General features: G+C 44.4%; 27 protein-coding genes, 1 tRNA gene and 1 pseudogene. 17 read left to right on the forward strand and 12 right to left on the reverse strand.

Going from position 1 to position 26,032, the window contains the following annotated elements; all coding sequences use genetic code 11:
• The first annotated feature begins 144 nt into the window (after nucleotides 1-144).
• Both A3738_RS25860 and A3738_RS25865 read left to right on the forward strand, forming a co-directional pair.
• A complete protein-coding gene (locus A3738_RS25860; protein WP_156502816.1) occupies nucleotides 145-2,067 on the forward strand; it encodes a GGDEF and EAL domain-containing protein in 1,923 nt (640 codons plus the stop codon).
• Nucleotides 2,068-2,215: 148 nt separating this feature from the next.
• The gene (locus tag A3738_RS25865; RefSeq protein ID WP_068477100.1) at nucleotides 2,216-2,803 is read left to right on the forward strand and encodes a hypothetical protein; all 588 of its coding nucleotides are present in this window, start codon (nucleotides 2,216-2,218) and stop codon (nucleotides 2,801-2,803) included.
• Between the two features lie 88 nt (nucleotides 2,804-2,891).
• On the opposite strand, the gene hisF is transcribed toward A3738_RS25865, so the two are convergent.
• The 5 genes from hisF to A3738_RS25890 all read right to left on the reverse strand — a co-directional run bounded on the left by hisF (nucleotide 2,892) and on the right by A3738_RS25890 (nucleotide 6,386).
• Nucleotides 2,892-3,665 (reverse strand): imidazole glycerol phosphate synthase subunit HisF, encoded by a 774-nt coding sequence (gene hisF, locus A3738_RS25870; protein WP_068477102.1) that lies wholly within the window; start codon nucleotides 3,663-3,665, stop codon nucleotides 2,892-2,894.
• An 18-nt stretch (nucleotides 3,666-3,683) separates the two neighbouring features.
• Complete coding sequence (gene hisA / locus A3738_RS25875; RefSeq protein ID WP_068477104.1) at nucleotides 3,684-4,436, reverse strand: 1-(5-phosphoribosyl)-5-[(5-phosphoribosylamino)methylideneamino]imidazole-4-carboxamide isomerase; 753 nt, start codon at nucleotides 4,434-4,436, stop codon at nucleotides 3,684-3,686.
• 24 nt (nucleotides 4,437-4,460) lie between these two features.
• Nucleotides 4,461-5,099: an imidazole glycerol phosphate synthase subunit HisH gene (gene hisH, locus A3738_RS25880; protein WP_068475516.1), complete on the reverse strand. Its 639-nt coding sequence runs from the start codon at nucleotides 5,097-5,099 to the stop codon at nucleotides 4,461-4,463.
• 69 nt (nucleotides 5,100-5,168) lie between these two features.
• Entirely contained in the window at nucleotides 5,169-5,762 is a 594-nt protein-coding gene (hisB, locus tag A3738_RS25885; protein WP_068477106.1) for an imidazoleglycerol-phosphate dehydratase HisB, read from the reverse strand.
• 159 nt (nucleotides 5,763-5,921) lie between these two features.
• Nucleotides 5,922-6,386 carry an SRPBCC family protein gene (locus tag A3738_RS25890; RefSeq protein WP_068477108.1) on the reverse strand — a complete coding sequence of 155 codons (465 nt, stop codon included), beginning with the start codon at nucleotides 6,384-6,386 and terminating at the stop codon, nucleotides 5,922-5,924.
• 127 nt (nucleotides 6,387-6,513) lie between these two features.
• Here A3738_RS25890 and mutY point away from each other — a divergent pair, with 127 nt between their 5' ends.
• Nucleotides 6,514-7,596 (forward strand): A/G-specific adenine glycosylase, encoded by a 1,083-nt coding sequence (mutY, locus tag A3738_RS25895; protein ID WP_068503161.1) that lies wholly within the window; start codon nucleotides 6,514-6,516, stop codon nucleotides 7,594-7,596.
• 55 nt (nucleotides 7,597-7,651) lie between these two features.
• On the opposite strand, the gene A3738_RS25900 is transcribed toward mutY, so the two are convergent.
• Nucleotides 7,652-8,350 (reverse strand): type IV pili methyl-accepting chemotaxis transducer N-terminal domain-containing protein, encoded by a 699-nt coding sequence (locus A3738_RS25900; protein WP_082878600.1) that lies wholly within the window; start codon nucleotides 8,348-8,350, stop codon nucleotides 7,652-7,654.
• Nucleotides 8,351-8,967: 617 nt separating this feature from the next.
• Here A3738_RS25900 and A3738_RS25905 point away from each other — a divergent pair.
• Nucleotides 8,968-10,377, forward strand: coding sequence for an ethanolamine ammonia-lyase subunit EutB (locus tag A3738_RS25905; protein WP_068477111.1), 1,410 nt, complete (start codon nucleotides 8,968-8,970; stop codon nucleotides 10,375-10,377).
• Nucleotide 10,378: 1 nt separating this feature from the next.
• A complete protein-coding gene (gene eutC / locus A3738_RS25910) occupies nucleotides 10,379-11,239 on the forward strand; it encodes an ethanolamine ammonia-lyase subunit EutC (RefSeq protein WP_068477113.1) in 861 nt (286 codons plus the stop codon).
• Between the two features lie 34 nt (nucleotides 11,240-11,273).
• Here the strand turns inward: eutC and A3738_RS25915 are convergent, their stop codons facing one another.
• Nucleotides 11,274-11,942 (reverse strand): PEP-CTERM sorting domain-containing protein, encoded by a 669-nt coding sequence (locus A3738_RS25915; RefSeq protein WP_197469039.1) that lies wholly within the window; start codon nucleotides 11,940-11,942, stop codon nucleotides 11,274-11,276.
• Nucleotides 11,943-12,247: 305 nt separating this feature from the next.
• Between A3738_RS25915 and yeiP the strand changes: the two genes are divergently transcribed.
• Complete coding sequence (yeiP, locus tag A3738_RS25920) at nucleotides 12,248-12,823, forward strand: elongation factor P-like protein YeiP (RefSeq protein ID WP_068477116.1); 576 nt, start codon at nucleotides 12,248-12,250, stop codon at nucleotides 12,821-12,823.
• Between the two features lie 364 nt (nucleotides 12,824-13,187).
• A complete protein-coding gene (locus tag A3738_RS25925) occupies nucleotides 13,188-14,549 on the forward strand; it encodes an MFS transporter (protein WP_197472404.1) in 1,362 nt (453 codons plus the stop codon).
• Between the two features lie 40 nt (nucleotides 14,550-14,589).
• Here the strand turns inward: A3738_RS25925 and A3738_RS25930 are convergent.
• Both A3738_RS25930 and A3738_RS25935 read right to left on the reverse strand, forming a co-directional pair.
• A tRNA-Phe gene (locus tag A3738_RS25930) sits at nucleotides 14,590-14,665 on the reverse strand.
• Nucleotides 14,666-14,816: 151 nt separating this feature from the next.
• Nucleotides 14,817-15,089, reverse strand: coding sequence for an oxidative damage protection protein (locus tag A3738_RS25935; protein WP_068476069.1), 273 nt, complete (start codon nucleotides 15,087-15,089; stop codon nucleotides 14,817-14,819).
• Nucleotides 15,090-15,253: 164 nt separating this feature from the next.
• Between A3738_RS25935 and A3738_RS25940 the strand changes: the two genes are divergently transcribed.
• From A3738_RS25940 to A3738_RS25965, 6 genes are all read left to right on the forward strand, one after another.
• Nucleotides 15,254-16,465, forward strand: a complete 1,212-nt coding sequence (locus tag A3738_RS25940; protein ID WP_068502259.1) for a glycosyltransferase family 1 protein — start codon at nucleotides 15,254-15,256, stop codon at nucleotides 16,463-16,465.
• Nucleotides 16,416-16,982, forward strand: coding sequence for a phosphatase PAP2 family protein (locus tag A3738_RS25945; protein ID WP_068477119.1), 567 nt, complete (start codon nucleotides 16,416-16,418; stop codon nucleotides 16,980-16,982). The genes A3738_RS25940 and A3738_RS25945 overlap by 50 nt, the downstream gene beginning before the upstream one ends.
• Nucleotides 16,983-17,081: 99 nt before the next feature.
• Nucleotides 17,082-17,999: an archaetidylserine decarboxylase gene (gene asd, locus A3738_RS25950; RefSeq protein WP_068477121.1), complete on the forward strand. Its 918-nt coding sequence runs from the start codon at nucleotides 17,082-17,084 to the stop codon at nucleotides 17,997-17,999.
• Nucleotides 17,996-18,679 (forward strand): hypothetical protein, encoded by a 684-nt coding sequence (locus A3738_RS25955; RefSeq protein ID WP_197472403.1) that lies wholly within the window; start codon nucleotides 17,996-17,998, stop codon nucleotides 18,677-18,679. Before asd ends, A3738_RS25955 begins: the two co-directional genes overlap by 4 nt.
• Before the next feature lie 42 nt (nucleotides 18,680-18,721).
• Entirely contained in the window at nucleotides 18,722-20,422 is a 1,701-nt protein-coding gene (locus A3738_RS25960; protein ID WP_082878473.1) for an aminotransferase class III-fold pyridoxal phosphate-dependent enzyme, read from the forward strand.
• A 67-nt stretch (nucleotides 20,423-20,489) separates the two neighbouring features.
• Complete coding sequence (locus tag A3738_RS25965; protein ID WP_068477123.1) at nucleotides 20,490-20,969, forward strand: DM13 domain-containing protein; 480 nt, start codon at nucleotides 20,490-20,492, stop codon at nucleotides 20,967-20,969.
• A 4-nt stretch (nucleotides 20,970-20,973) separates the two neighbouring features.
• On the opposite strand, the gene A3738_RS25970 is transcribed toward A3738_RS25965, so the two are convergent.
• Nucleotides 20,974-21,315, reverse strand: coding sequence for an ArsR/SmtB family transcription factor (locus tag A3738_RS25970; RefSeq protein ID WP_369819776.1), 342 nt, complete (start codon nucleotides 21,313-21,315; stop codon nucleotides 20,974-20,976).
• Nucleotides 21,316-21,374: 59 nt separating this feature from the next.
• Here A3738_RS25970 and A3738_RS25975 point away from each other — a divergent pair, with 59 nt between their 5' ends.
• The 3 genes from A3738_RS25975 to A3738_RS25980 all read left to right on the forward strand — a co-directional run bounded on the left by A3738_RS25975 (nucleotide 21,375) and on the right by A3738_RS25980 (nucleotide 23,227).
• Nucleotides 21,375-22,283 carry a permease gene (locus A3738_RS25975; protein WP_068477125.1) on the forward strand — a complete coding sequence of 303 codons (909 nt, stop codon included), beginning with the start codon at nucleotides 21,375-21,377 and terminating at the stop codon, nucleotides 22,281-22,283.
• A 154-nt stretch (nucleotides 22,284-22,437) separates the two neighbouring features.
• Nucleotides 22,438-22,605, forward strand: coding sequence for a hypothetical protein (locus A3738_RS30200; protein ID WP_156502658.1), 168 nt, complete (start codon nucleotides 22,438-22,440; stop codon nucleotides 22,603-22,605).
• A 52-nt stretch (nucleotides 22,606-22,657) separates the two neighbouring features.
• The gene (locus tag A3738_RS25980; protein ID WP_068477127.1) at nucleotides 22,658-23,227 is read left to right on the forward strand and encodes an ABC transporter substrate-binding protein; all 570 of its coding nucleotides are present in this window, start codon (nucleotides 22,658-22,660) and stop codon (nucleotides 23,225-23,227) included.
• Nucleotides 23,228-23,263: 36 nt separating this feature from the next.
• Here the strand turns inward: A3738_RS25980 and A3738_RS25985 are convergent.
• Nucleotides 23,264-23,848, reverse strand: a pseudogene (locus A3738_RS25985) (NAD(P)H-dependent oxidoreductase).
• Nucleotides 23,849-24,001: 153 nt separating this feature from the next.
• Nucleotides 24,002-24,913 carry an alpha/beta fold hydrolase gene (locus tag A3738_RS25990; RefSeq protein ID WP_068477129.1) on the reverse strand — a complete coding sequence of 304 codons (912 nt, stop codon included), beginning with the start codon at nucleotides 24,911-24,913 and terminating at the stop codon, nucleotides 24,002-24,004.
• An 87-nt stretch (nucleotides 24,914-25,000) separates the two neighbouring features.
• On the opposite strand from A3738_RS25990, the gene A3738_RS25995 reads away from it, so the two are divergent.
• The gene (locus tag A3738_RS25995) at nucleotides 25,001-26,014 is read left to right on the forward strand and encodes an AraC family transcriptional regulator (protein WP_068477131.1); all 1,014 of its coding nucleotides are present in this window, start codon (nucleotides 25,001-25,003) and stop codon (nucleotides 26,012-26,014) included.
• The last annotated feature ends 18 nt before the right edge of the window (nucleotides 26,015-26,032 follow it).

A 26,032-nucleotide genomic window follows, 5' to 3' on the forward strand; every position in this document is an offset into this window, starting at 1 on the left:
TCTTCCTCCATACACATATTTACTTTCATACCTTTACTCAACAGCTTACAAACGTTACACAAAAAAACGATACTCCCCCTGCTTAACTAATCCACTCCCCTACACTGAAATTACATAAAAAATATAATTCGAGTAGGTATTCTTGTGCTTAGTGCATCAACAATAAGAAAAGTATGTTTGGGCGGCATCCTCGCACTTTCAAGCTTCACGCTATTAGCAGATTCATCACTACAGATTTCATCTCATAAAAATGATGAGCTGCTACTGAAAGTCTTCGTGTTTGGTTCTTTAGCCATCATATTCGCGGCAATGAGCTTTGTACTCATTCGATTAAATAAGCGACTTAAAAACAATATTTCGAGCCACCAAGCTACCGAACAAATGATGTCGAAGCTGAGCAGTGCGGTCACAAATAGCGGTGCAAGTATCGTCATGACTAACGCTGATGGTGTCATCGAATACGTTAATCAGAAATTCTGTCGTAGCAACGGCTACCTGCACCACGAAGTGATCGGACAATCGATTGATATATTGTCCCCCGAGAGCCATCTCGAAAACGAAACCAGACAATTGCTAGACAATAGTTGTTTGAAATCAGCCTGGGAAGGCGAGGCACTTTGCGTGAAGAAAAACGGCACCGAATATTGGTGTGCGATCACAGTTGCCGCGGTCTATAACAAAGACCGAATCATCACGAACTATGTACTATCTGCGATTGATATTAGTGCTTTAAAAGACGCTAATTCTAAGATGCAAAATCTCGCCTTGTTTGACTCCCTTACAGGGCTGGCCAACCGCCGATTGTTTATTGATCGACTGCATCAATCAGTTTTAAGCGCTCGCCGACACAAGCATACCTCAGCGATCATGTTCCTTGATCTTGACCAATTCAAACGTATCAATGACACGCTGGGCCACCAAGCAGGCGACGAACTGCTGAGCACGATCGCAGAGCGACTTAAAACATGCGTGCGCAAGCAAGACACGGTAGCACGCTTAGGTGGTGATGAATTCACCATCCTACTCAATGATATTTCGAACAATGACAAAATCTCTTCGATCGCGGAACACATTCTCGCGATATTGAAAAAGCCAATCAAACTGGGCAAGCATGAAGTCATCGTTTCAACTAGTATCGGTATTACGATCGCTCCGAGCGATTCAACCTGCAGTGAAACTTTGATGCGCAATGCAGATATGGCTTTGTATCGCGCCAAAGAACGCGGACGAGACGGCTACTGCTTCTTTACTGAAGAGTTGAATGTTAGAGCCAGCCATCTTATGGAGATTGAGCACGAGATTCGCCATGCACTAAGCAATGACGAGTTCTATCTTCATTACCAACCTCAAATCGATTTAAAGACAAACAAAATAAACAGTGTTGAAGCGCTCATTCGCTGGCGTCATCCAGTTAAAGGTGAAATTTCCCCCAATGACTTTATCTCTATTGCTGAAGAAACCGGACTGATCGTCCCGATTGGCGACTGGGTTTTAAAGAAGGCATGTAGCGAAATTCATCAACTCAACCAAGACTCTGGCTTAGATTTACGTGTTGCAGTTAACCTATCAACACGACAATTCACTGACTTACGCCTAGTCAATACGGTGAATAATGCACTAGAAACAGCAGGCATGCCTGCCCGTAACCTAGAGCTAGAAGTCACCGAGAGCATGCTCATGCAAGACATGGAAACAGTGATCGATCAATTGAATCGCATCAAGGCTTATGGCTGTACCGTAAGTATCGATGACTTCGGCTCTGGCTACTCCTCATTTAGCTATCTGAAAAGTTTGCCAGTCGACATACTCAAAGTAGATCGTGAGTTTGTACGCGACATACCAGAAGATCTCAATGCCATGGAAATCACATCAGCGATCATCGCCGTTGCGCACAAACTAAACTTGAAAGTAGTTGCCGAAGGCGTTGAGAGTGAAGATCAGCGTGACTTCCTAGACATTAACAAATGTGATTTCGCACAAGGCTATTTCTTTAGCAAGCCAATCAATTACGGTGATCTGCGCACATTCTTCCTAGAACGAGAACATAGGCTTGCTGAAGCTGTGTAATTGCAAATAATTGCTAAAACCCTCGAGGGTCAATTGACCTTCGAGGCGTGACCCAAGTCCCCTTCAAAGTGTTACCTCTTTCGTGTAACAAAATGTAATCGTCGGTATACTACCCCCAACTAAGAATAATCATTGGAAGTTGTATTACATGCTGAACATCGCTATCCACGCTTTAGAAGCGCTAACACTTGCTCTCTTCGCTTACGCTGCCTATCGCATCGTAAACTTATCAAAGAAACAGAGCTTCCAAGCCACGACTACTCTTGGCGTGCATAGCGCGTTAGACGACGAGGAAATTCTCGTTGATGAATACGCTACTCCTGCCCCATTCATCACGCGCATTGAAACACTTAAAGAAGCGCAGATTTTTGCAGGCATTCAGATGATCGCTATCAAGCGTGAGTTTCAAGATCTTGAAACAGGTCAACTCGCTTGGTTAAGAGAAGCGATTGGCTATTATCTTATTGGCGCTACTGACATGATCGCAAAGCAAGCAGGTTGCGACTTAAACACGCGTACAAAGTTTAACGAACTCGTTTTGAACACAAACCTTAAGCTTAGCCAGCAAGAGTTTAAGTCGATCACTTTGGGCGCTGCAGAACGAATCACTGGTGATGACGTTGACATGATGATCCTTGCTGGAGCAAAAGCCACTAAGCAATGGCAGGCAACGCAACAAGTAAATGATTCACTGAAATTGCGTACACGTTTGAATGATTGGGGTGTGTTTGCTTAATAGCGAAACGCTTAACGGAAGACCTAAAACGCAAAAAGCCCGAACTTATTTCTAAGATCGGGCTTTTTTATGCTCGAAAAATAGGCGCCTACAAACGCATTTCTATACCTTGATCAGACATGTGCTTTTTCGCTTCTTGTACCGAGTATTCGCCAAAGTGAAAAATACTCGCTGCTAAAACAGCGTCAGCACCACCTTCAGTGACGCCGTCAGCCAAGTGCTGCAGATTTCCCACGCCACCCGAGGCAATCACTGGAATTGGAACAGCATCAGCGATCGCACGCGTAACACCGAGATCATAACCGCTTTTTACACCATCCTGATCCATGCTCGTGAGCAAAATCTCTCCAGCGCCATATTCTGCCATTTTCTTGCTCCACTCGACGGCGTCTAAGCCCGTTGGCTTGCGTCCGCCATGAGTGAAAATTTCCCAACGAGGTTCTTCACCCTCGGCACTCACCTTCTTCGCGTCAATCGCAACAACAATACATTGACTACCGAACTTCTCTGCCGCCTCACGAACAAACTCAGGATTGAATACTGCAGCAGTATTAATACTCACTTTGTCAGCCCCTGCATTCAGCATGTTACGAATATCTTCGACTTTACGGATACCGCCGCCAACCGTTAATGGGATGAAAACATTCGCAGCTATTTTTTCAACGGTATGAATCGTCGTATCACGACCTTCATGACTCGCCGTTATATCCAAAAAGGTAATTTCGTCAGCGCCCTGTTCATCGTACTTTTTAGCGACTTCTACTGGGTCACCCGCATCGCGAATATCTACGAACTGAACGCCTTTCACCACGCGCCCATTTTCTACATCTAAACAAGGAATAATACGTTTTGCTAAGCCCATGACTACACCTTAAAAATCTTAGTCTTTCGCAACGTAACCACTGTGAATATCACTGTAGTCTTGCGCTTCTTTCACATCGAGCGTTCCTTCGTATATCGCACGACCGGTGATCGCACCACAAATGCCTTGATCAGCTTGCGCAGCCAAGGCTTTGATATCTTCCATATTCGTGACACCGCCCGATGCAATCACAGGAATAGAAGAAGCTTGAGCTAGACGCACTGTCGCTTCAACATTCACACCTTGCATCATGCCATCACGAGCTATATCCGTGTATACAATCGACGAAACACCGGCTTCATCAAACTGCTTCGCAAGATCTGTTGCTTCAACACTAGACACATCAGCCCAACCATCTGTTGCAACCTTGCCATCTTTAGCATCTAAGCCAACGATGATATGTCCTGGGAAAGCTGCACAAGCTTCCGTCACAAACTCTGGTTCTTTCACTGCTTTCGTGCCGATAATTACGTACTCAACACCAGCATTCAGGTAGGCATCAATCGTATCTAGGCTACGAATTCCGCCACCGATTTGAATCGGTAAATTCGGAAAGCGCTTAGCAATGGCATTTACGATCTCAGCATGAACAGGCACACCATCAAATGCGCCGTTTAAATCCACCAAATGCAGTCGACGTGCACCTTGATCCATCCAGCGACCAGCTATATCAACAGGATCATCGGAAAATACCGTAGAGTCGTCCATACGACCTTGGCGTAATCGAACACACTTGCCGTCTTTAAGATCAATTGCAGGGATAATTAACATATTTATTTCCAAACCAATGCCAGCTTAAAGCTGACCATTCCATTCACTAAAATTCTTAAGTAGTTGCAAGCCAGCATGCTGACTTTTCTCAGGGTGAAACTGCGTCGCAAAGACATTATTTCGCATAATAGCAGCGCTCAAATCGACACCGTAACGCGTCGTACCCGCAACGAGATTTTGATCAATACTAGTTGGCACGTAGTAGCTGTGCACAAAATAAAATCGAGACTGATTGTCAATGCCATGCCACAGCGGATGATCACGCTGTTCCACTTGATTCCACCCCATATGAGGCACTTTCAAACGCTGACCATTTTCACGTAAGTCATCGCCAAAAAACTTTACTTGTCCATCGAACAAGCCCAAGCAATCAACGCCACTATTCTCTTCACTGCTTTGCATCAAGGCCTGCATGCCGACACAAATACCTAGAAAAGGTCGATCTTTGGAAACTTTGGAAACAATTTCATCGACACCCAAACGCTTGATCTCAGCCATACAATCACGCATCGCGCCGACACCCGGCAATACAACGCGATCAGCTGATTCAATCACAGGCGGGTCAGAAGTAACTTGAATTGAAGAACCACAGACATGTTCAAACGCACTCGCAACGGAGTGAAGGTTACCCATGCCATAATCAATAATTGCAATAGAACTCATGCTTTGACTTACCTAAGAAGCGTCTTTGCAATCATGCAAAGACGCTTAGAAAGAACGTACTTGTACGGCTTAAAGCGTACCCTTTGTAGACGGCATCATACCTGCCATTCGATCATCGAATTCGAGCGCCATGCGCAGTGCTCGACCGAAAGCTTTAAACACGGTTTCGATTTGGTGATGCGCATTCTTACCTTTCAAGTTGTCGATGTGCAGAGTCACCCACGCGTGGTTTACAAAGCCTTGGAAAAACTCATAAAACAGATCGCAATCAAAACCACCAACAGAGCCTTTTACAAATGGAACATCCATTTCGAGTCCAGGGCGGCCAGAGAAATCAATCACTACGCGCGACAATGCTTCATCAAGCGGCACGTATGCATGCCCATAACGACGAATGCCTTTTTTATCTCCGACAGCCTTAGCGAAAGCTTGTCCTAGAGTGATACCTAAATCTTCAACAGAGTGGTGATCATCGATATGTAAATCACCTTTCACACGCGCTTCAATGTCGATCAAACCATGGCGACAAATCTGATCCAACATGTGCTCTAAAAATGGCATACCGGTGTCGAACTTTGCTTCACCTGTACCATCAAGATTTATTGATACGCTAATTTGCGTCTCTAAGGTATTACGCTCTACTTGCGCTGTTCTGGCGCTCATGTATCACTCCAATTTCTGCATATTAAACAACTGACCAGGCATTTTTATCACACCTTTATCAGCAGGCTCGCGATTATAGCCTTTATGCCTCTGTCTTCCTACCGCCAAAAACAAGAAACCCCCAGTAAAAACTGAGGGTTTTCATGCATTTCGCTTCACTTAGCTATTCAATGCACTTTCAATATTCTCGACGTAGGTATCTACCATACGTACGAATTCGCTTTTAACCACTGGGCTAATGGCCATCTTAAGCAATTTTGGCAATGGCAACTCGAGTTCTGCAGAGCTGCTCAAAGTTAGCTCTGTGCCGCCATCTACTTCAGTTAAAGACCAACCACCAGAAACCTGAGCGTTACCCTCGCCTTTAACGGCCGTCCATTCAACTGAACCATTCGCTTCATCTGACACGTATTTGCTCGCATAAATGGTTTGCAAAGCGTGATCACCAATTCCTACTTTTTCAGTTTCCCAACGGTAAACGCCATCACCTTGATCAATGAGGTTTTCAATCTTTGGAAAATGCTCTGCAGATGCAGGAACGTCTGACAACAACGCAAACGCCGTTGCAACGTCAGCAGAAACAGTAATAGTACGATCGACATCAATATTAACTTTGAATGCCATGAAGCTTTCCTCTTGTTTAATTTTTATTGACGCGCTAGCTTACTCGCGCTTTGCTCAGCATGATAAACAAGTCATTTTAAAAAAGCATCCTACAGCGACTTTCTAATACAGCCTATAAACGACAAACATGAGCCAACAACCAAGCCCATTCTCACCCACTAAAGATTTTGCAAAACGCCTATTAGCTTGGTTCGACATTAACGGTAGAAAGGACCTGCCCTGGCAATCTGACAAAACACCATACCGAGTTTGGGTGTCAGAAATCATGCTGCAACAAACACAAGTAGCTGCCGTCATTGGCTACTACCAGCGGTTTATGGAGCATTTCCCAGACATTCATTCCTTGGCCCATGCCGAAGAACAACAAGTGCTCGCTCAATGGGCAGGCCTAGGATATTACGCACGTGCGAGAAACCTTCACAAAGCAGCAAAACATGTCGTCTTTGATTTGGACGGTGCATTCCCGAGTGACGTAGAGAAGATTATGGAACTCTCTGGAATAGGCCGTTCCACCGCAGGCGCCATTTCATCTATTGCTTTCAAACGCTCAGCACCAATTCTCGATGGTAACGTTAAACGCGTACTTACACGCTTGCACGATATCGAAGGCTGGCCTGGTGGGCGAGAAATAGAAAAACAGCTCTGGCAATTGGCTGATAACTACACCCCTACCGAACGATGTGAGGATTACACGCAAGCCATCATGGACCTTGGCGCAACACTATGCACGCGCTCTAAGCCGCAATGCACACAATGTCCATTTCAAACTGACTGCCAAGCCTATGCAAATGACACAATCACGCTTCGCCCAACCTCAAAACCAAAGAAGAAAAATCCAGTGAAAGAGTGCTGGATTTTAGATATTACTTGCAACAATGAAACGTTGTTTGAAAAACGACCTGCTAGCGGGATTTGGGGCGGGCTTCATTCACTTCCTGAATTAAGTCGAGAATACACATACGATGAAATACTCGAAGAAGTAGAAAGACGCTTTGATTTGAAAGGCTTATCTATTGATGAAGCCACGCCTTTTAAACACATTTTTAGCCATTACACACTCTTGGCCCATCCCGTCCGCATCCAAGTATCTCGACAAGAAAACAGTATTCGCGAAGAGAGGCTTGAGTGGCTAACGCACGAGGCGCGTGCACAAAAAGGCTTACCTGCCCCGATCTCAAAATACTTCGAAGAGAAAATAACTAAACCATAGAGCAGCTTATTGGATTTTAAATTGAGCAAGTTGCGCGTTCAGCCTCTCGCTCACCTCACCTAATGAACCGCAGAATGTCGTCTCCATCACGCAAACCAAAGAGCGTTTGATCAAACAAAGAATAAGTATCGAGTAGATTCAACTTGTTATTTTCAACATCAAAACCAAGTGCTACTAAAAAGTATTCTTTACTCATTTTTTGGGTCAACATTCGCTGCTTGCCAGCAAGGTTGATCGTTGTTGCGAGCTCGGGTGAGGCCTCAGTTCCGTTCTTTTTCGCGTCTTTTTCGTATAGCCCAACAGCTTTGTTCATTTGCTTAAGCAAGGGAAGATTCTTTTCTGCAATTAGAGATAATTGATCCTGCGTCACCGCACCTGAACCGATCACATCTTTAATAACCGGATAGAACTCAGCCCAAATACCATCCACCTTGTCGAGCTGTCGTACGATACGTTTCGACTCCGTTGAAGGTAGACCAAGCTCTGCATCGCCGTCACGCAAGCCTTTCAGCGTGCGGTCAAACAAATCAGACGTAGCACTTAGGTTTTTGATGTGCTGTTCCGCATCAACGCCTAAAGCAACAAGTGTCACCTCTTTAGACATTTTCTGGGTGAGCATGCGCTGCTTACCAGACAAGTTCAGTACTACACCATACTCAGCAGCGCTAATAGCTGGCGCTGACGGAGAAATACCTGCCAAGACAACAAAACACGATACAGCCAACAAAAAAGAACGAGTAAGAGAAACAAACATAAACATCCTAAACATGCGACACTAAGTAAGTGGATAAAATTTAGACGACATTTATGAAGTTGTTCAGTTATTTTAAGGCTTATTCATCGATAAAACCGATTAATAAAAACATAAAACAAATGAATTTACTGAGCAATTATATAAACGCACTATAAGTGGGCGCTATTTGAGTAAATCAATAGAAACAATACGCTGTCCAGCATCTAGCACGCCCAAGCAGTCTCATCACAAAAAAATTCCCAAAACACTAAAAATATCCTTACTTTATTTCAGCAACAGAGGGATGCTCTTGTATAAAAGTCGTGAGCGGCCCCAAACCCTATACATAGCAATGTGCAATAATCGCCATCACAGTTCACGGCGTTATAGAGTGCCTCAGCGCTATACTTAGCATCAAGTTCAATTGCCGTATACAAAACATTAACAAGCACTCTAATACCGCATTACTTGGCCAAACTATTGCTTCAAAAAAAGAAGAGCAGATTATTAAAGAGAAGCTTTAAAACAACTAACTAAGTTCCGCGCCCTCCCTCTCTTGTGGTTCATCACTGCATGAGAGGGAGTTTTTGGGTACACAGAACAATGAATAAAAACGACAAGATCCTAGAGAACAAAACATGAATAAAGGTCGTTATTCGTTTCATCACAGCGTCGGGTCAAAAACCTATCACTTCAACGATCTAAAAGAGCTCATGGCGAAAGCAACTCCTGCTCGCTCTGGTGATCGATTAGCTGGACTCGCAGCGAGTAATGCTGAAGAGAGGGTTGTTGCACAGATGGTGCTCGCGGAAGTACCACTTAAACGATTTCTAGAAGATACGCTCATTCCCTACGAAGATGACGAAATAACACGACTGATCATTGATGAGCACAATAAAGCAGCCTTCGAACCCATATCTCATCTTACGGTTGGAGATTTTAGAAACTGGCTACTTAGTGATCTCGCAAGCACCGAAATGCTAACGACAATTCGCTCAGGCATCACGCCAGAAATAGCCGCCGCGGTCAGTAAAATAATGCGTAATCAAGATTTGATACTGGTTTCTAAAAAGTGCCACGTCAGTACCGCATTTAGAAATACCATTGGACTCCCCGGCCACTTATCAACCCGACTTCAACCAAATCACCCTACTGACGATCTCACGGGGATCGCAGCGAGCATACTTGATGGATTGCTCTATGCCAATGGCGATGCAGTCATCGGAATAAATCCCGCCACTGATAATGTCACTCAGACCTGTCGATTACTCGATATGACGAACGAACTCATCGAAAGCTACGAAATACCAACGCAATCCTGTGTTCTTACCCACGTAACAAATACGATCGAAGCCATAGAAAAAAACGCTCCTGTCGATTTGGTGTTTCAATCTATTGGCGGCACGCAAGCTACAAATGACAGCTTTGGCTTTAATCTAAGCACTCTTGCCGAAGCACACGATGCAGCACTATCGCTAAATCGAGGAACGATAGGCAATAACGTCATGTATTTTGAGACAGGCCAAGGCAGTTCATTGTCTGCAAATGCACACCATATGGTTGACCAACAAACATGTGAAGCAAGAGCTTACGCAGTTGCGCGAAAATTCAATCCGCTTCTGGTCAATACGGTGGTCGGATTCATCGGTCCAGAATACCTATACGACGGTAAAGAAATCATACGTGCAGGTTTAGAAGACCATTTTTGCGGCAAGCTTCTCGGCGTACCAATGGGGTGTGACGTTTGCTACACCAATCACGCTGATGCAGACCAAAACGACATGGATAATTTACTGACACTGCTCGGTGTCGCTGGCTGCAATTTCATTATGGGAATTCCTGGATCAGATGACATCATGCTGAATTACCAGACCACTTCATTTCATGATGCCTTATACGCAAGACGCGCTATGGGCCTTAGGCCTGCGCCAGAATTTGAGGCGTGGCTGCATAAGTTAGAGATTGCGAACGATCACAATAGCTTTAGTTTGAACAGTCATGTCCCTGCTCTGTTTAACGACTCCATTAAGCGCCTCGCAGGAAGTTAAGATGAGCAAAGACGAACAGAGCAAACAAGCTCAAACGGCAAAAAACTCTGAAGCATCAGTTACTGACAATCCTTGGGAGCGACTACGTGCATTTACAGATGCGAGAATTGGACTAGGGCGTGCGGGCATCAGCATACCAACGAAGCACTCATTAGCCTTTCAGCTTGCACATGCAAAAGCACAAGATGCCGTGCATACCCCATTGAGCTTTGAAAACATTTCAACAGATCTAAACGCACTTAAGGAAGTTAGTGATTTCGGCACTCTAGCGCTTCATAGCCAAGCCAAAAATCGCCAAGAATACCTGCAACGCCCTGATTTTGGCCGACTCTTAAATGAGCCATCATGCGAATTACTCAATCAAGACCAAGGCAACAAAAACATCGACTACGACTTAGCGATTGTCGTTGTTGATGGTCTGTCTGCGTTTGCCATCGAGCAAAATGCTGCGCCATTTCTAGCCGAGTTATTACCTCGATTAGGAGCGCGAGAAGCCCCCTCAGAGTCATGGAACATTGCGCCAATTTGTATCGTTGAACAAGGTCGCGTCGCGATTGGAGATCATATCGGCACACTTTTAAATGCAAAAAGCGTCTTGGTTTTGATTGGAGAACGCCCCGGTTTAAGTTCTCCTGACAGCATGGGGCTCTACCTAACTTGGTCTCCAAAACTCAATTTAACTGATGCTAGCAGAAACTGTATTTCAAACATTCGACAAGCCGGAATGGGCTATTCAGAGGCAGCTCAAAAAGCGACTTATTTATTAAATGAAGCACGAATCAAAAAGCTCTCTGGTGTTCAACTGAAAGACAGAAGCGAAGACGAAAGTTTTCTTGAGGCAGAAACGAAAAAGCCCGCTTAATAGCGGGCTTCCTACAATAAGAAAGTGCCTGAAACTAACGCTTTCTAGCTACTCGCAAACCGAGCAAGCCCAACCCAAGAAGAGCTAACGAACCAGGCTCTGGAACATCAACAGAGCTAAGAACAACGTTATCTAACATAATGCCAATATTGTCGCCGCCAGCGTGATTAAAAATAATCGAATCACTTGTGTCACTGCCAACAATAAATTGATAAGTGACTGTCTGCCATGGATCAGAGCTGTTCAAAGAGAAGTTCTGATCAAAGAATCCGCCCAAGGTAACAGCCATTGTATCGCCACCACTGTTTCGCTGATTTCCTGAGATGTCAAAACTCAACTCGTAAGTACCTGCGGCAAGAAAAATAGATGAACTAGAGAATACGCCTGCATTGCGAGTAGTCCCATCTAAATCAACACACTTACCAGCGCCACCAACACATCCAATACCCCACGGGTTTGGCGTACCTACCAAATCAACAGTACCTTCGCTGACAGTCCAGTTAGTAAACCCATTGTAGTTAAGGTGAGAAGTCTGAGTTCCCTCAGAATCAAAATCATCCTGAAAAATAATAGCGGCTTGCGCACTTACTGCGAGCAACATAGCCACAACAAAAGCAGTCATCCGTGTATACATCTGCAAATCTCCAATCTTATAAATAAAGTCACCAATTCGGCTCGGTGAATGCAGCAAATATCCAACCATTTTTTATGAACCATCTGATATCAATAACTTAACCATAAAACCTGAATATAAAAAAAAGAGAAATGTAAATTATCCTGACGCTTTCAGTAAACATGAACTAAAAAATAGCTCCCATACTTGCGACAGCATTTAAAGGAATAGACTCAGCTCACGCTTTCGCTCTATCTCGATGCGCAACCGCGTTATTATGTTTTGTATCACACATAACAAAACAATCACCTTTATTCTTCTGCACATAAAACACTTATCAATTCCATTTCGCTCCTTATAATAGGCTCCAAAATAAATTCAAAGAGAGTAAAGACATGCCAAAAGCTAGCGAAATAAAAAAGAATGCAGCCATTGAGTACAACGGCGAAGCGTATTTTGTAAAAGACATCGAGCGTTCTGTTCCGCAAGGCAGAGCGGGAGGGAGCCTTTACCGTATGCGCATGTATAACGTGACAACTGGCCAGAAGATTGACGAAACTTTCAAAGATTCTGACATGCTTAATTTCGCCGACTTGAGCAGACGTCCCGTCACATTTTCATACAACGATGGCGACGAATATGTATTTATGGATAGCGAAGACTATTCGTCTTACTCACTGCAAAAAGCCAGCATTGAAGAAGAGTTGCTGTTTATCACCGATGCATCTCAAGGCCTACAGGTTCTGATCTTAAATGACCATCCAGTAGCCGTTGAAACCCCATTGATTGTTGAGCTGGAAATTGTCGAAACAGACCCATCTATCAAAGGCGCTTCAGCAAGTGCACGCACCAAACCAGCGACTCTATCAACAGGTTTGATTGTTCAGGTGCCTGAGCATATTTCTACTGGCGATCGGATCAAGATCAACGTAGAAGAACGCAAGTTCACTGGTCGCGCAGAAGCCAAGTAAAACGTTCAAGAAGCTCTTGGTTGAACGCGTGCTTCGACCAAGAGCGACTATAAGAAACACTGTCCACCCCTAAGATAATTTGCGCGCTCGCAAAACTGTGGTTCTTATTAGTCTTACATTAGAAACCACATAAGCTCCCACACTTCGAGAACTGCACCGAAGAGCGATAACTCGCGCTGAAGTGCCAATCAACCTTACAGTATGCCGACATGCGAAGAGATCATTCTACGATACTCGGAGCATTGTGCAGCACACCCACTTCATTTACTCTAGCTGAGCAAAAAATAAACAACATAAATCCACTTACGCGATTCAGGCGTTCGCAATATCGTAGTACAACAATAACAAACCACGGTACACATCCATGTCTTCCATTACAGAAACCACTTCGTCGGCCATGCCAGACGAAAACACTAAAACAGCGCCATGCGCAGAAATCCTCCCTTCCTCTACCGAGAATCCATACGACAATACACGCTACCGAAACTATGTATTGTTCATGTTGACCATGGCCTACGCCTTCAATTTTATTGATCGACAGATTCTTGTGATTCTTCAGGAATCAATCAAGCAAGAATTGCTGCTGAGTGATGCTCAGTTAGGCTTACTCACGGGTATCGCATTCGCCTTCTTTTACGTCATGATGGGCATTCCAGTCGCGCGACTTGCTGACAAATGGGTACGGCGAAACATCATGAGCATCGCCATATCCACATGGAGTTTTTTCACCGCAATTAGCGGCTTTGCTCAAAACTATACTCAGCTACTACTCGCACGCATCGGGGTTGGTGTGGGTGAATCAGGCTGCAGTCCGCCAGCTCATTCCATGATTTCGGATATGTACCCTGCCGAAAAACGCGGTACTGCCTTATCGATCTACTCTCTTGGCATCAATATCGGTGTTCTATTCGGCTTTCTACTAGGCGGCTGGATTAACGAATTCTTTGGCTGGCGTGTTGCTTTTATTGTGGTCGGCGTACCAGGCATCTTAATTGGCATTCTCATTCAAACCACGATTAAAGAACCGATTCGCGGCGCACGTGACGCGATTGAAAAGGTCGAGGATGCGGTGTCATTTAAGGAATCGATCAAAACGCTGTGGAGCAAAAAATCTTTCAGACATATCTCTCTCGGCGCTTCATGTCTTGCGCTTATCGCGTATGGCAGCGCGATTTGGTTTGCCCCTTATACGCTGCGTAACTTTGACATTCAAACTGGCGAACTCGGCACTTGGCTTGCGCTCATCAGTGGTATCTTAGGTGGTGCCGGAACCTTATACGGAGGTTATCTAGCGGATAAAAAAGGTGTACAGGACAAGCGCTGGTATATCTGGATACCTGCTGTTTCGGCAGCGATAGCACTCCCGTTTTTGTTCCTTGTTTACATGCTCGATGAACTTTATTTAGTGCTTTGCTTGTTTGCTATTCCAGCCACCATGGCAACGGTATATATGGGCCCAAGCTTGGCCATGGTACAAGGACTGGTCAATGTGCGAATGCGCGCACTCGCCTCAGCCATTTTATTTTTCGCGATCAATATTCTTGGCCTAGGCTTAGGCCCTGTGCTTGTCGGTATTATCAGTGATCAGCTAAGTGCAGATTTCGGTACGCGATCAGTGGGCTATGCAGTACTAGGTGTCTCCGTTGTATTCAGTATTATTGCTATCTGGCAGTTCCTTGCTGCTGGCAAATACATTAATGAAGAGATGGAAAGCGCCAAAGGTTAGAAACGAAAAAGGCCGCTTGAAAAGCGGCCTTTTTGGATAATGGTGCCCGGAGGCGGAATCGAACCACCGACACGGGGATTTTCAATCCCCTGCTCTACCGACTGAGCTATCCGGGCTTATTTTTTACAGTGTTTTCTCACTGGCTTGATCATATTCTCACCAAGCTTTTTCGTTGAGGTCTTGCCTTCAACGGGGGCGTATTAAACCCGTTTCGTTTTAGTGAGTCAAGCAGTTTTATCAACTAAATGTGAAGTAAATTAAAGTTGGTTATTTTGTAGGCGGAACATAGCCTTCAGCTTGCTCAAAAGCTTCATTCGAAAGGAATTTTTGCATCTGTTCGCGCAAAAATTCACGCGCACTTGGGTCCATCATATTCAAGTGCTTTTCATTGATCAGCATGGTTTGATGACCTTGCCATTCTTGCCATGCTTTCTGTGAAATATTTTCGAACAGATCTTGCCCTATTGCACCGGGCATTGGTGGAACAGGCAAACCAGGGAGCTCTTCTTGGTATTTGCGACAAAACACAGTGCGCGACATACAGATACCTTCGTCTAGAAATTTTAACGCGCAAAGTGTAACCCGAGTTTGTTCTAAACCAAAAAGACAAAAGCGCATTGTTCATATTTTCGTCATCACTTTGCAGCCTAACTGTAATATTCGCCGATCAATGTATGCCCCATGAGACAGAGAGGGGCTATGTAATGACATTAAAAAATGTTTTGTTGGTGACAGAAACCTATCGCCCAGAAATCAACGGTGTAGCAACAACGCTCGGTAAATGGGTTGACGGCATGCTGGCCTTAGGTATTCGGGTAACGGTGATTCGTCCCAAGCAACACTCAGCCGACAAAGCTATAGATTCTCGAACCTTCGATAGAGAGTCAGAAAAGCTTGTATTTGGCTTACCTATCCCTGGTTATGCTGATCTGAAGTTTGGCTTAGTCTCTCAAAAGTGGATGAAGCACCAGCTTCAACGAATCAAACCCTGCGCAATCTATATTGCAACAGAAGGTCCCCTTGGTTACGCGGCATTAAAAGCAGCAAAGCAACTTAAAATAGGCGCAGTTACGGGCTTTCATACTAACTTCCAAAGCTACTCTAAGTTTTACAACTTTGGTTTTTTGGAGCCTCTCATCATGAAGTATATGAGATGGTTTCATAACACGAGTGCAAGCACGCTTGTTCCTACACAACAACAAAAACAAATGCTTGAACACAAAGGTTTTACGAACACTGAAGTGGTCTCGCGCGGTATCGATGGCGAACTGTTTTCTCCGACAAAAAGAAATCAACAGCTTCGCGATCAATGGGGAGCTTCTGAAAACGAGCCCGTGTTTTTATACGTAGGTCGTATCGCTGCTGAAAAAAACTTAGAACTCCTTGCAGACACTTACGAGAGCATTAGCGAGAAATACCCCAAAGCTAAGTTCGTGTTGGTAGGTGATGGCCCTCTCAAACCAAGTCTTGCTGCACGCTACCCTGCTTTAATTTTTGCAGGAGTGAAGCGAGGCGAAAAACTTGCACAACATTATGCCTCCGGCGACATCTTCCTATTCCCCAGTCAAACAGACACGTTTGGCAATGTTGTCACTGAAGCAATGGCGAGCGGTTGTTGTATCTGTGCCTTTGATGATGCCGCGGCGAAAGAGCATTTAGATAACCGCCAATCAGCTTTTCTTGCTGACCTTGGCGATGATCGCCAGTTCATCAAAAATGCAATCGCAGCTTATGAGAAAACCGATCTTCGCAAAAATCTATCAATGAGTTCAGTTGTTCTAGCACAACGACTGAACTGGCAAAAACTAGTTCAGCAATTCTGTAAAACACTCGAAAAATCGCAATCGACTCAATACGGTAAAGCACATGCAAATAGATCGAACCTTCGTTTTAAGCCAGAAAGCTCAAGCCGCTGACATACAACTATGCAGAATGCTAAACGGGTTCTGCAGACAACCTTGGATTGGTATTTTCTTTACGATAGTGAGCCGCTTAGGCAATGGTGTTTTTTGGTATCTTGCTGGCTTATCTTTACTATACATTGATGGACTCAATGCGCTTCCCGTATTGATCACTTACATCATCACAGGTTTGATAGGTGTTTTACTTTATAAAACACTTAAAAAAACATGGGTGCGCGAACGGCCATTCATTTCTTACACCCATATTTTTCAAGTTTGTGCCACGCTCGATCGCTATAGCTTCCCTTCTGGACATACACTCCATGCCGTAAGTTTTACGACAATCTTAGCGCTCACCTATCCAGCATTGGGCACCCCGCTTTGGATTTTCACTGCTTTGATTGCATTGTCTCGACCAGTACTTGGCTTGCATTACCCAAGCGATGTATTAGTCGGAGCCATACTAGGCCTTGCTTTAGGTTTAGCTGGATACGGGTGTTTACTACTCATGTTGCCGCTTAGTTTTTCATAAGCCCTTTTTTCACAATCCCTGTTTTTCAAAATACCTAGCGTCACAATAATGTAGTAAATCGTTCATGTAGCTGTCTTTTTTGACACCTACATTAAGCCCATGCAAAACGAACTCACCCATACAAAGAACGTTAAAACGTTCTCTCTGATAGAAACGCTTAACTTTTGGCTAACCAATTACATTCCACGCGCAGCGAGCACACGCTTGATGCGACGACTAAGCAAAATAGAAAATCCTTTATTCGTTAAAGTCGCTCTTAAGCTATGGCAATTTGCGAGTGATGATATGCGCTTACACGAAGCCAATCAGCAACACTTCCAAAGTCTGCATGAATGCTTTACACGAACATTACGGCCCGAGACACGCCCATTCCCCGAAGACAAAACACTGATCACCAGCCCTTGTGACGCTGTAATCGGGGCGCACGGAAAGCTAAAAAATCTAGAGTTACTCCAAATCAAAGGAATGCCTTATTCACTAAACGAGTTAACTCAAGGCGCGATTGATCTTGCACCCTATCGTGATGGCCATTACATCACCTTGCGCCTCAAATCGAGCATGTATCATCACATGCACGCGCCAACAGATTGCGACACATCGAGCATCCATTACATTTCTGGGGATACATGGAACGTTAATCCACCCACACTTAGGCGCATCGAAAAATTGTTCTGTAAAAACGAACGCGCTGTCATCGAGCTCAACCCTGAAGATGCACATGCTCGAATAGCATTAGTGCCGGTCGCAGCCATTCTGGTCTCAAGCATGCGTTTTTCAGATTTAGATTTTCCTTTAGCGCTGCAATGCAAAGGAGCGAACAAGATTCCTTTCGAGCGGCACTTCACACGTGGAGAGCGCCTAGGAAATTTCGAGCATGGCTCAACAATTGTCATGCTCACCAGTAAGCATTTCACCTTCATGCCAGACATGGAAGAAGGGCAGATTATTCGCATGGGGCAAGCGCTAATGCGCCCAAATCACTTTCACGCTCAACCATCTACAGGTCAAATGTCATGAACCCAATGAACCAGCCTACGCCGCAAGGTGCCGTCGCATCTTTCTTCGCCGAGTTGAATGAACTTCGATGGGACGATCATCGCTATTATCATCAAAGCCGCATAAACCAAACATTGCACTTTATTAGCTCAATTAGTTTTCTAACGGCTTATGTGATGCTCTTTATCAATCCAGGTGTGGCAGCGCTGATTGGCTGGGGAATCGGTATGGTGTCACGCCAAAGTGGCCATTTCTTTTTTGAACCTCGCGATTATGACCATATCAACAAAGCTACCCATGAACACAAAGAAGAAATCAAAGTGGGTTACAACTTAAACCGTAAACGCGTACTTCACGGCATCTGGGCAGCGATTCCAATTGCACTGTACTTTGACCCAACGTTTTTCGGCACGATGACCGCCTACACTGACTTCAATGGTTTTCTGAATAACATGGCCATCGCATGGCTAATTTTAGGCGTCACAGCCCTGCTCTTTAGAACCTTCCATTTATTTTTTATTCGTGATGTAAAAACCGGCATCGCATGGTGCGTGAAAATTCTTACCGACCCTTTCCATGACTGCAAAATCTACATGAAGTCTCCGATTTATCTAATGCGCGGTCAGCTAATGGACCCAATGACCCACGCCGTATCAAGCCATCCAGACGAAATAGATCAAGACTGCGATGCTCGAAGCTAAGGATTCAGATCTGTTCACAATGCGACAGAGAGGTAATCAAAAATGACTGAACTTACAAGCTCATGGAATCACGAGCAATTTGTGCTGCTAATGATTGCATTAGTGATTATTTACTCGCTCTATCGCATTGCCATCCGTCTGCAATTATCCAAAGCAAAGCACCCGTCTCTACGTGGGCACGCAAAGATGTCAAAGCAGGTAGCTAAACTTCTCCCGTACTATCGATATAACGACGCTAGAGTCTTTAGTTGTGACAATGCGCCGGAGCATATTGCAGCACAACGCCAAGCCAGTTTTAACGATCTTAAAGAACGCTTAACACGTCTATCTCCTAACTCAATCGCTGCAAGCAAAAAACTGGAAGGAAAGTTATCGGATGTCGATTTCACTAACCGTTATCGCGTGCCATTTCAGTTTCGTGCTTTTATGCATAATGAAATGCCTATCGGTCTGATGGCCGATACAACGAGCGGTACGCAGATTCGCGACTTAGACGGCAACTGGAGTTATGACTTAACAGGTGCTTACGGCGTTAATCTTTACGGTTACGATTTCTACAAAGAATGCATGGACGAAGGAATCGCTCAAACACGCGAACTTGGCGCAGCGCTTGGCCCATATCATCCCTTAATCATCAACAATACCGATAAGCTCAAAGACATCTCCGGATTAGACGAAGTGTCTTATCATATGTCGGGCACTGAAGCAGTAATGCAAGCAGTTCGTCTCGCGCATTACCACACAGGTAAGAAACGAACCGTTGTTTTTTGCGGTGCTTATCACGGTTGGTGGGACGGGGTTCAACCCGGCATAGGCAATCCACGAAAAGTGCACGATGTGTATACCTTAAAAGAAATGTCTAACGACACGCTCAGGGTACTTAAAACACGAAAAGACATAGCCTGCGTCTTAGTTAATCCGCTGCAAGCGCTCAACCCAAATGGCGGAAGCAGTAGCGATTCGATGCTGATAGCTAGCGACCGCTCAGCGCATTTTGATAAAGAAGCCTACACAGTATGGCTGAAAGCGCTTCGTGAGATCTGCACCAAGAAAAACATAGTGATGATCATGGACGAGGTATTTCTTGGGTTTCGTTTAGCGAAAGGTGGCGCTCAAGAGTATTTTGGCGTCCAAGCAGATATGGTCACCTACGGAAAAACACTCGGTGGCGGTTTGCCCGTTGGCGTCGTATGCGGCAAAGCAGAACTAATGAAACGCTATAAAGAACACAAGCCGACGGATATATGTTTTGCGCGAGGAACCTTCAACGCACACCCATATGTCATGGGCGCCATGAATGCTTTTCTAAAACGCGTAGAACAGCCGAAGTACTTGATCGAACCAGAGCGCTTAGACAAACAATGGAATACCCGAGCGCGCGTAATGAACGAAGTGTTTCAAGAAGCGGGTATTCCGATAAAAGTCGCCAACATGGCTTCTGTATTTGTGCCGATGTACACGCAAGCAAGTCGTTACAACTGGATGTATCAATACTATCTAAGAGCGGAAGGTTTGCTACTACCTTGGATTGGCACGGGACGCTTTATCTTTAGTCATAATTACAGCGATGAGGAATTCGAAACCGTCATCAAACGCATGGTTGCGGCAGGAATCGCCATGCAACATGCCGGTTGGTGGTGGCAAGCGCCGGCACTCACTAATAAATCAATCAAGCGTGATGTATTAAGAGAGCTAGTGAAAACCAAGCTGAGCGCTAAATCTAAATTGGCGAACTTAAGCTAGAATAAAAGTCTGAAGATTTAGGGTCTATATCGTCTAGACGATTCTCAATGATTTATTCGGACCAACTATGAAAAAAGCACTCATCCCCATTTTGCTCGTCACCCACATCATTGTTGGTGGCGTTGGCTTCGGCTTAGGCATTTATTTCTTGCCAATTTTAACTGCCCCACCGGCTCCCTCAGAGGCAGAACTTGTTGAGTCGAGCAAATCGGCTAGCTACACCGCTACCTTTGTACGCGAACTAAAAGGCAGTGATCGTTTTCACTGGGGGGATGGCGACGTTTCACTGTCTCCTACAACCATCACTTTTCAAGGAGAGCTGGCCCCCGGCCCCGACTACAAGCTTTATCTAACGAAAGAATTTGTTGAAACCGAAGCCGAATTTGAGGCGATTAAAGACAACTCTCCTCAACTAGCAGACATCAAAACCTTTGACGGATTCATCGCGGATATTCCTAGTGGTGTAGTACTTGAGGACTACACCACAGTTTTGGTGTGGTGCGAGAGCTTTGGGGAATTTATTACCGCTGCAAAATATCGCGAGTAGCCACTTAGCCCTGACAACATTCCTCTTGTAAGAAGGTAATCAAGCCATCCAACTCCGCATACTGGGCGACACAATATAGCGTTCGCCCTTCTCTTCGCTGAACGATCAAGCCAGCAGAGGCCAAACCGCTGATGTGATGCGTTAGCGTTGACCCAGGAACATCTAGCTCATCTTTTAGTACACCAACCGGAACACCAGCCTCTCCGCCCTTCACTAATCGTTTATATATCGCCAAGCGAATTGGGTGCCCTAGTTCTTTTAGTGCCTTTGCAGCTTTATCTAAGTCCATACTGTATTCAACCAAACAAAATAATATTTCGATATTACCAGAAATATCTTGACGCACTCAAATTACACCATTATATTTCGATTATTCTAGAAATATAGATTGACTGGAGAAGTATTATGACCTTTACACTAGATATGCTGCGAGAAAGCTTAGGCATGTTTGCTTTTCTCGCTGTTGAGCTCACTGTTTTATTCTTGCTGATTAGTTATGGCGTTGGTGTTTTACAAGAACGTATTCCACCTCAGAAGATTCAAGCCATTCTTAGTAGTAAGAACGGAAAAGGCTATTTTGTAGCTAGCCTTCTCGGTGCGATCACACCATTTTGCTCCTGCTCTACCATTCCATTTTTGAAGGGTTTGTTACGCGCAAATGCGGGCTTTGGCACAATGATGGTATTCCTGTTCTCAAGCCCACTCTTAAACCCAATTATCATTGGCTTGTTTGCGATCACCTTTGGCATAAAAGTCACTATTTTTTACTTCATTATCGCGATGGGTGTATCCGTTATTGCAGGTTTTCTGCTTGAAAAACTGGGGTTTGAACGCTTCGTAAAACCAGAAGCTTATGTGGAACCCGCTAAAACTTACGGAAGTGGATGTGGCTCCAAAGCACCTATCAATAAATGGAAAGCAATATGGGACTCAACTTGGAAAGACTTTAAACAAGTTGCACCGTACTTATTTGGAGGCATTGCATTGGGCGCGTTGATATACGGATTTATGCCTACTGAATTCGTCAGCTCTGTTGCGAACAAAGAAAACCCTTGGGCAATTCCTGTGTCTGCTGTGATCGGTATTCCCCTATATATTCGCGCAGAAGCCGTCATCCCATTGAGTGCAGTATTGGTTGAAAAAGGCATGGCGCTCGGCGCAGTTATGGCATTGATTATTGGCAGTGCGGGAGCAAGTCTTACCGAAGTTATCTTACTGAAATCATTGTTTAAAAATCAGCTGATCGCTGCGTTCCTATTCGTCATTTTATCAATGGCGATTGCAGCAGGTTTCTTATACAACATCCTATTCTAGCAAAATTAAGTGCCGTATCGCTTAGCTGCGGCACTTTCATTCTTCCTACCTGCTAATCGTCTTCAAAGCGATCTTCTAAATCATCTATTTAGATGTTGTTATACGTACTCGATTAATCTAATTTAGTTAACACAATTCAAAAAGATACACCCAGATGAATAAAAATAAATACAAACTCATTGGGCTATTTTTACTATTAGCCAGTGCAATATTAAAAGCCCAACAGACCGTTGTGTTAAGCAGTGGCGAATGGCTGCCATTCCAGTCACAAAACCTCAAACACGGCGGTGTCGTGGCGCGCATCGTTAGCCAAGCATTTTAAAACGCAAGACATACAAATGGAGCTGGAATACTACCCATGAAAGCGCGGTTATTTGCTTGCTAAAAACGCAAGCATTGATGGGACATTCGTGTGGTCCAAAAAAGATGAACGCTTTGCGGACTTTTTGTATAGCGATACCGTTATTACGGATGTTCCGGTTGTGTTCTATCAAAAAGATGCACCGATTCCTTGGGAAGCTGAGAACTGGGAAAGTCTAAAAGACATTAAAGTCGGGGCGACGATCGGATATACCTATCTATCGAACTTCAGAAAATATGAAACAGAGGGTTTGATTCAGGTAGAGCGATCAGAAACAGATTCATTAAACTTCAAAAAATTACTGCGTGGACGAATAGGTGCTTTCCCAGCAAGCTTAAACACCGGTTATGGGCTGTTGCAAAGCGAATTCACGCAAGAAGAAATTGATCAGTTAACTTACACCCCTCAAATGCGTCCCTCTTATCAGCCGACCACATTCCATTTATTGATTAGTAAGCTCACTCCAGACGCAGAAAGTATCATGTCAGCATTCAATAAAGGACTAACGAAATTGAGAAAATCTGGGGACTATGAAAAGTTTCTAAAACAATCGCGAAATGGTTTCTATGAAGTTTCAGATTAAGGCCCCCACTTTAAAATAGAGGCCCCAAACAGTGCTCTAAAAAATGCGATCTAAATGTGCTTCAAATCGTTTAAGGTCGTCATCGACGCTTGGTTTTTTCATCACGTCATAGGCCACGAACGTTTCAAGCGGCTCCATTGCGAAGAACCGAAAATTCACATGCATCGGGAAGAACAAATCATCAACCGTTTTGCCTTGGAATAAATATTCACCTGGGTCATTAAACGCTTCTTCGGGTGCGTTGAAAGTTAATGACAGCATATATTTTTTACCCGCTGCTATGCCTCCACCGCCATAGTTTTTCTTAGGTTCTTCGTGGGTACGCCCATCATCGTTACACAACTAGCCACCCATACCAGCCGTGTAGACTTCATCAATATATTTTTTGAATGTCCATGTCACGCCCATCCAATTCACAGGCGTTTGAAGAATCACAACATCAGCCCAAACATGATTCGCAACTTGTTCATCCACATCATATTCTTCTGCAGAATTTACAACGCGCGTTTCATGTCCCTTTTCTTGTAGACGAGCCTCTGCCAGCTCCACCATGGTTTTGTTTAATCGACCTTCTGAAAAAGGATAAGGATGATGCCCATTAAGAATTAGCACCTTGCTCATACTTTCGCCAATTGAAATAAATGCTCTTAGCAATGTAAAAGTAGGGACGCGCGCATCCCTCTAAAGTTCATTTTTTTTGGCTAGTAAGATTTAGCACGATTCTTTGCAGGTTCAAGCACCTCGCGTTAACTAGGCACCCGAGAAAACTAGTCGTTAATACGAAATTTGAGTTAGAAAAGAGCGATACGCCTTCACAGATGCATCAGGAACCTCTTCCATCGGTAGATGCCCAACGTCTTCAAATATATACATTTGGGTTTGAGCGATTTCTTTTTGAAACCGATAAGCATTGGCTACCGGAAAATAAAGATCCTCTTGTCCCCACATTACAAACGTTGGAACGCTTACATCAGAAATTAACTGTGAGTCTTGGTCTAGACGCGCTTTAACACGTTTTGGGAACGCCGCTAAATTACCCGGATAACGGGACAACTCAAAATATCGATCCACTAGCTTTTCATCAACCAAGGCTGAATCGAAATACACATCCCTTAGGCCAATGTCATACATAAATCGAGGAGAAAAATGGCTCATTATCGTATCGAACACCGGCCATTGTGCGAGCTGAATAGGTGGTGGCCAGCGCTCTTGAGGATAACCTAGTGAGTTCATCAAAGTTAAACTTGCAACCTGCTCAGGTTTTTCTAGCGCGTATTGCCATGCAATGCGCCCACCTAATGAACTGCCCACGAAATGTGCCGATTCGATATTCAAATGCCCAAGAAATTGCTTTAAAAAGGTCACATCGTCTGACACTTCGTAGCGGTCTTTGTGGTCAGGACCGGTCAAGCCGAAACCAGGTAAATCCATACGGATAATGCGGTAATGCTGTTTCAATGATTCAGTCCATGCATCCCAAGTATGCAGTGAAGATGCCGTACCATGAATCAAAACGATTACATCGCCCTCTCCTTCATCCCGATAATGAATACGGTTTCCATCGAGCTCCATAAATGAAGAAGATGAGTTGGTATATTTTTGCTCTAATACTTGTGGGTCGATGGATTGACTGCACGCACTGAGAAGTGCGCTAAGTACGAGAACGCAAGCGCTAAAAATTCGCATCACAATTCAGTCCTGTGGGGTTATGATTGAAGATGTGAATGTTAAAAGTAAGCCAAACAGCAACCTAGGTCCTTCGGTAACACGTTTATGTCTATTGGTAACACTGTCTCATGCGCAGCAGCGCAAGACCTAGTCGATATATGTCTTGAGTTAGACATTTTATCGACGAAAACACTGAGTGAGCTGGGATGGGATAGGTCATGGAGCAATAGCCCTGACTCGCGCCTACCAGAATCGGTTCTGATCTCTTTATGGCAAGAGATCGACAAGCACGATAAAGGACGAGGCCTTGGTTTACGCATTGGACAAACAATTAATCCAAACGCCAAGGGATTATTAGCAAGTTGGGTTAGTCAATGTAGTAATTTAGGCGAGGCATTAGAAGTATTTACAAACAATCTTGTGCTCATGAATGCCTCGGAGAACATCACCGTGCACAGGCAAGATAGCCTTGTTAGTTTGACCTTTAATATCGGAAGTAAACAACAATATCCTACCATCGCGATCGAACGCAGTATGAGCGCCGTGATGGCGTGGGCATATTCACTGACGGGTAATGAACTTACGATAGAAAAAGCCGAATTCAGTTTTCCAGAGCCTGATTACGCTCATCAATTTAAACAGATTTTTGGTCACTCAATTCGATTTAACGCTTCATCAAATAGAATCTCGATCAAAGCGCAAGCACTTGAGCTCCCAATCGTCAGCAGCAACTCGTTAGTGAAAGGGATAATTCAATCGAAAGCCTCAGAGCTACTATCAGATATTCAAGGCACAAGCTCGACCCAAGAAAAAGTAAAAAAACGCATAGAAGAAAGAATCAAAAGCTCAGAACCAGTTAGTACGGAATTAATTAGCGCCTCGCTGGGAATGAGCAGACAAACGCTCTACAGGAAGCTAAAAGAAGAGAGCAGCGATTTTAAAACTTTATTCGATCAAATAAGAAAAGAGGAAGCAGCAAAACAACTAGATCGAGGAGTGAGCTTGTCTTCGTTGAGTTTGCATCTGGGCTTTAAAGAGACGAGCGGCTTCTACAAGGCTTACAAGCGTTGGTTTGGCCACTCTCCTAAAGCGGTCTCTCGAGATCAAACTAAGAACTAGAAGCTAAAAACTAGGTCA

Source organism: Oleiphilus sp. HI0066, from assembly GCF_001635725.1.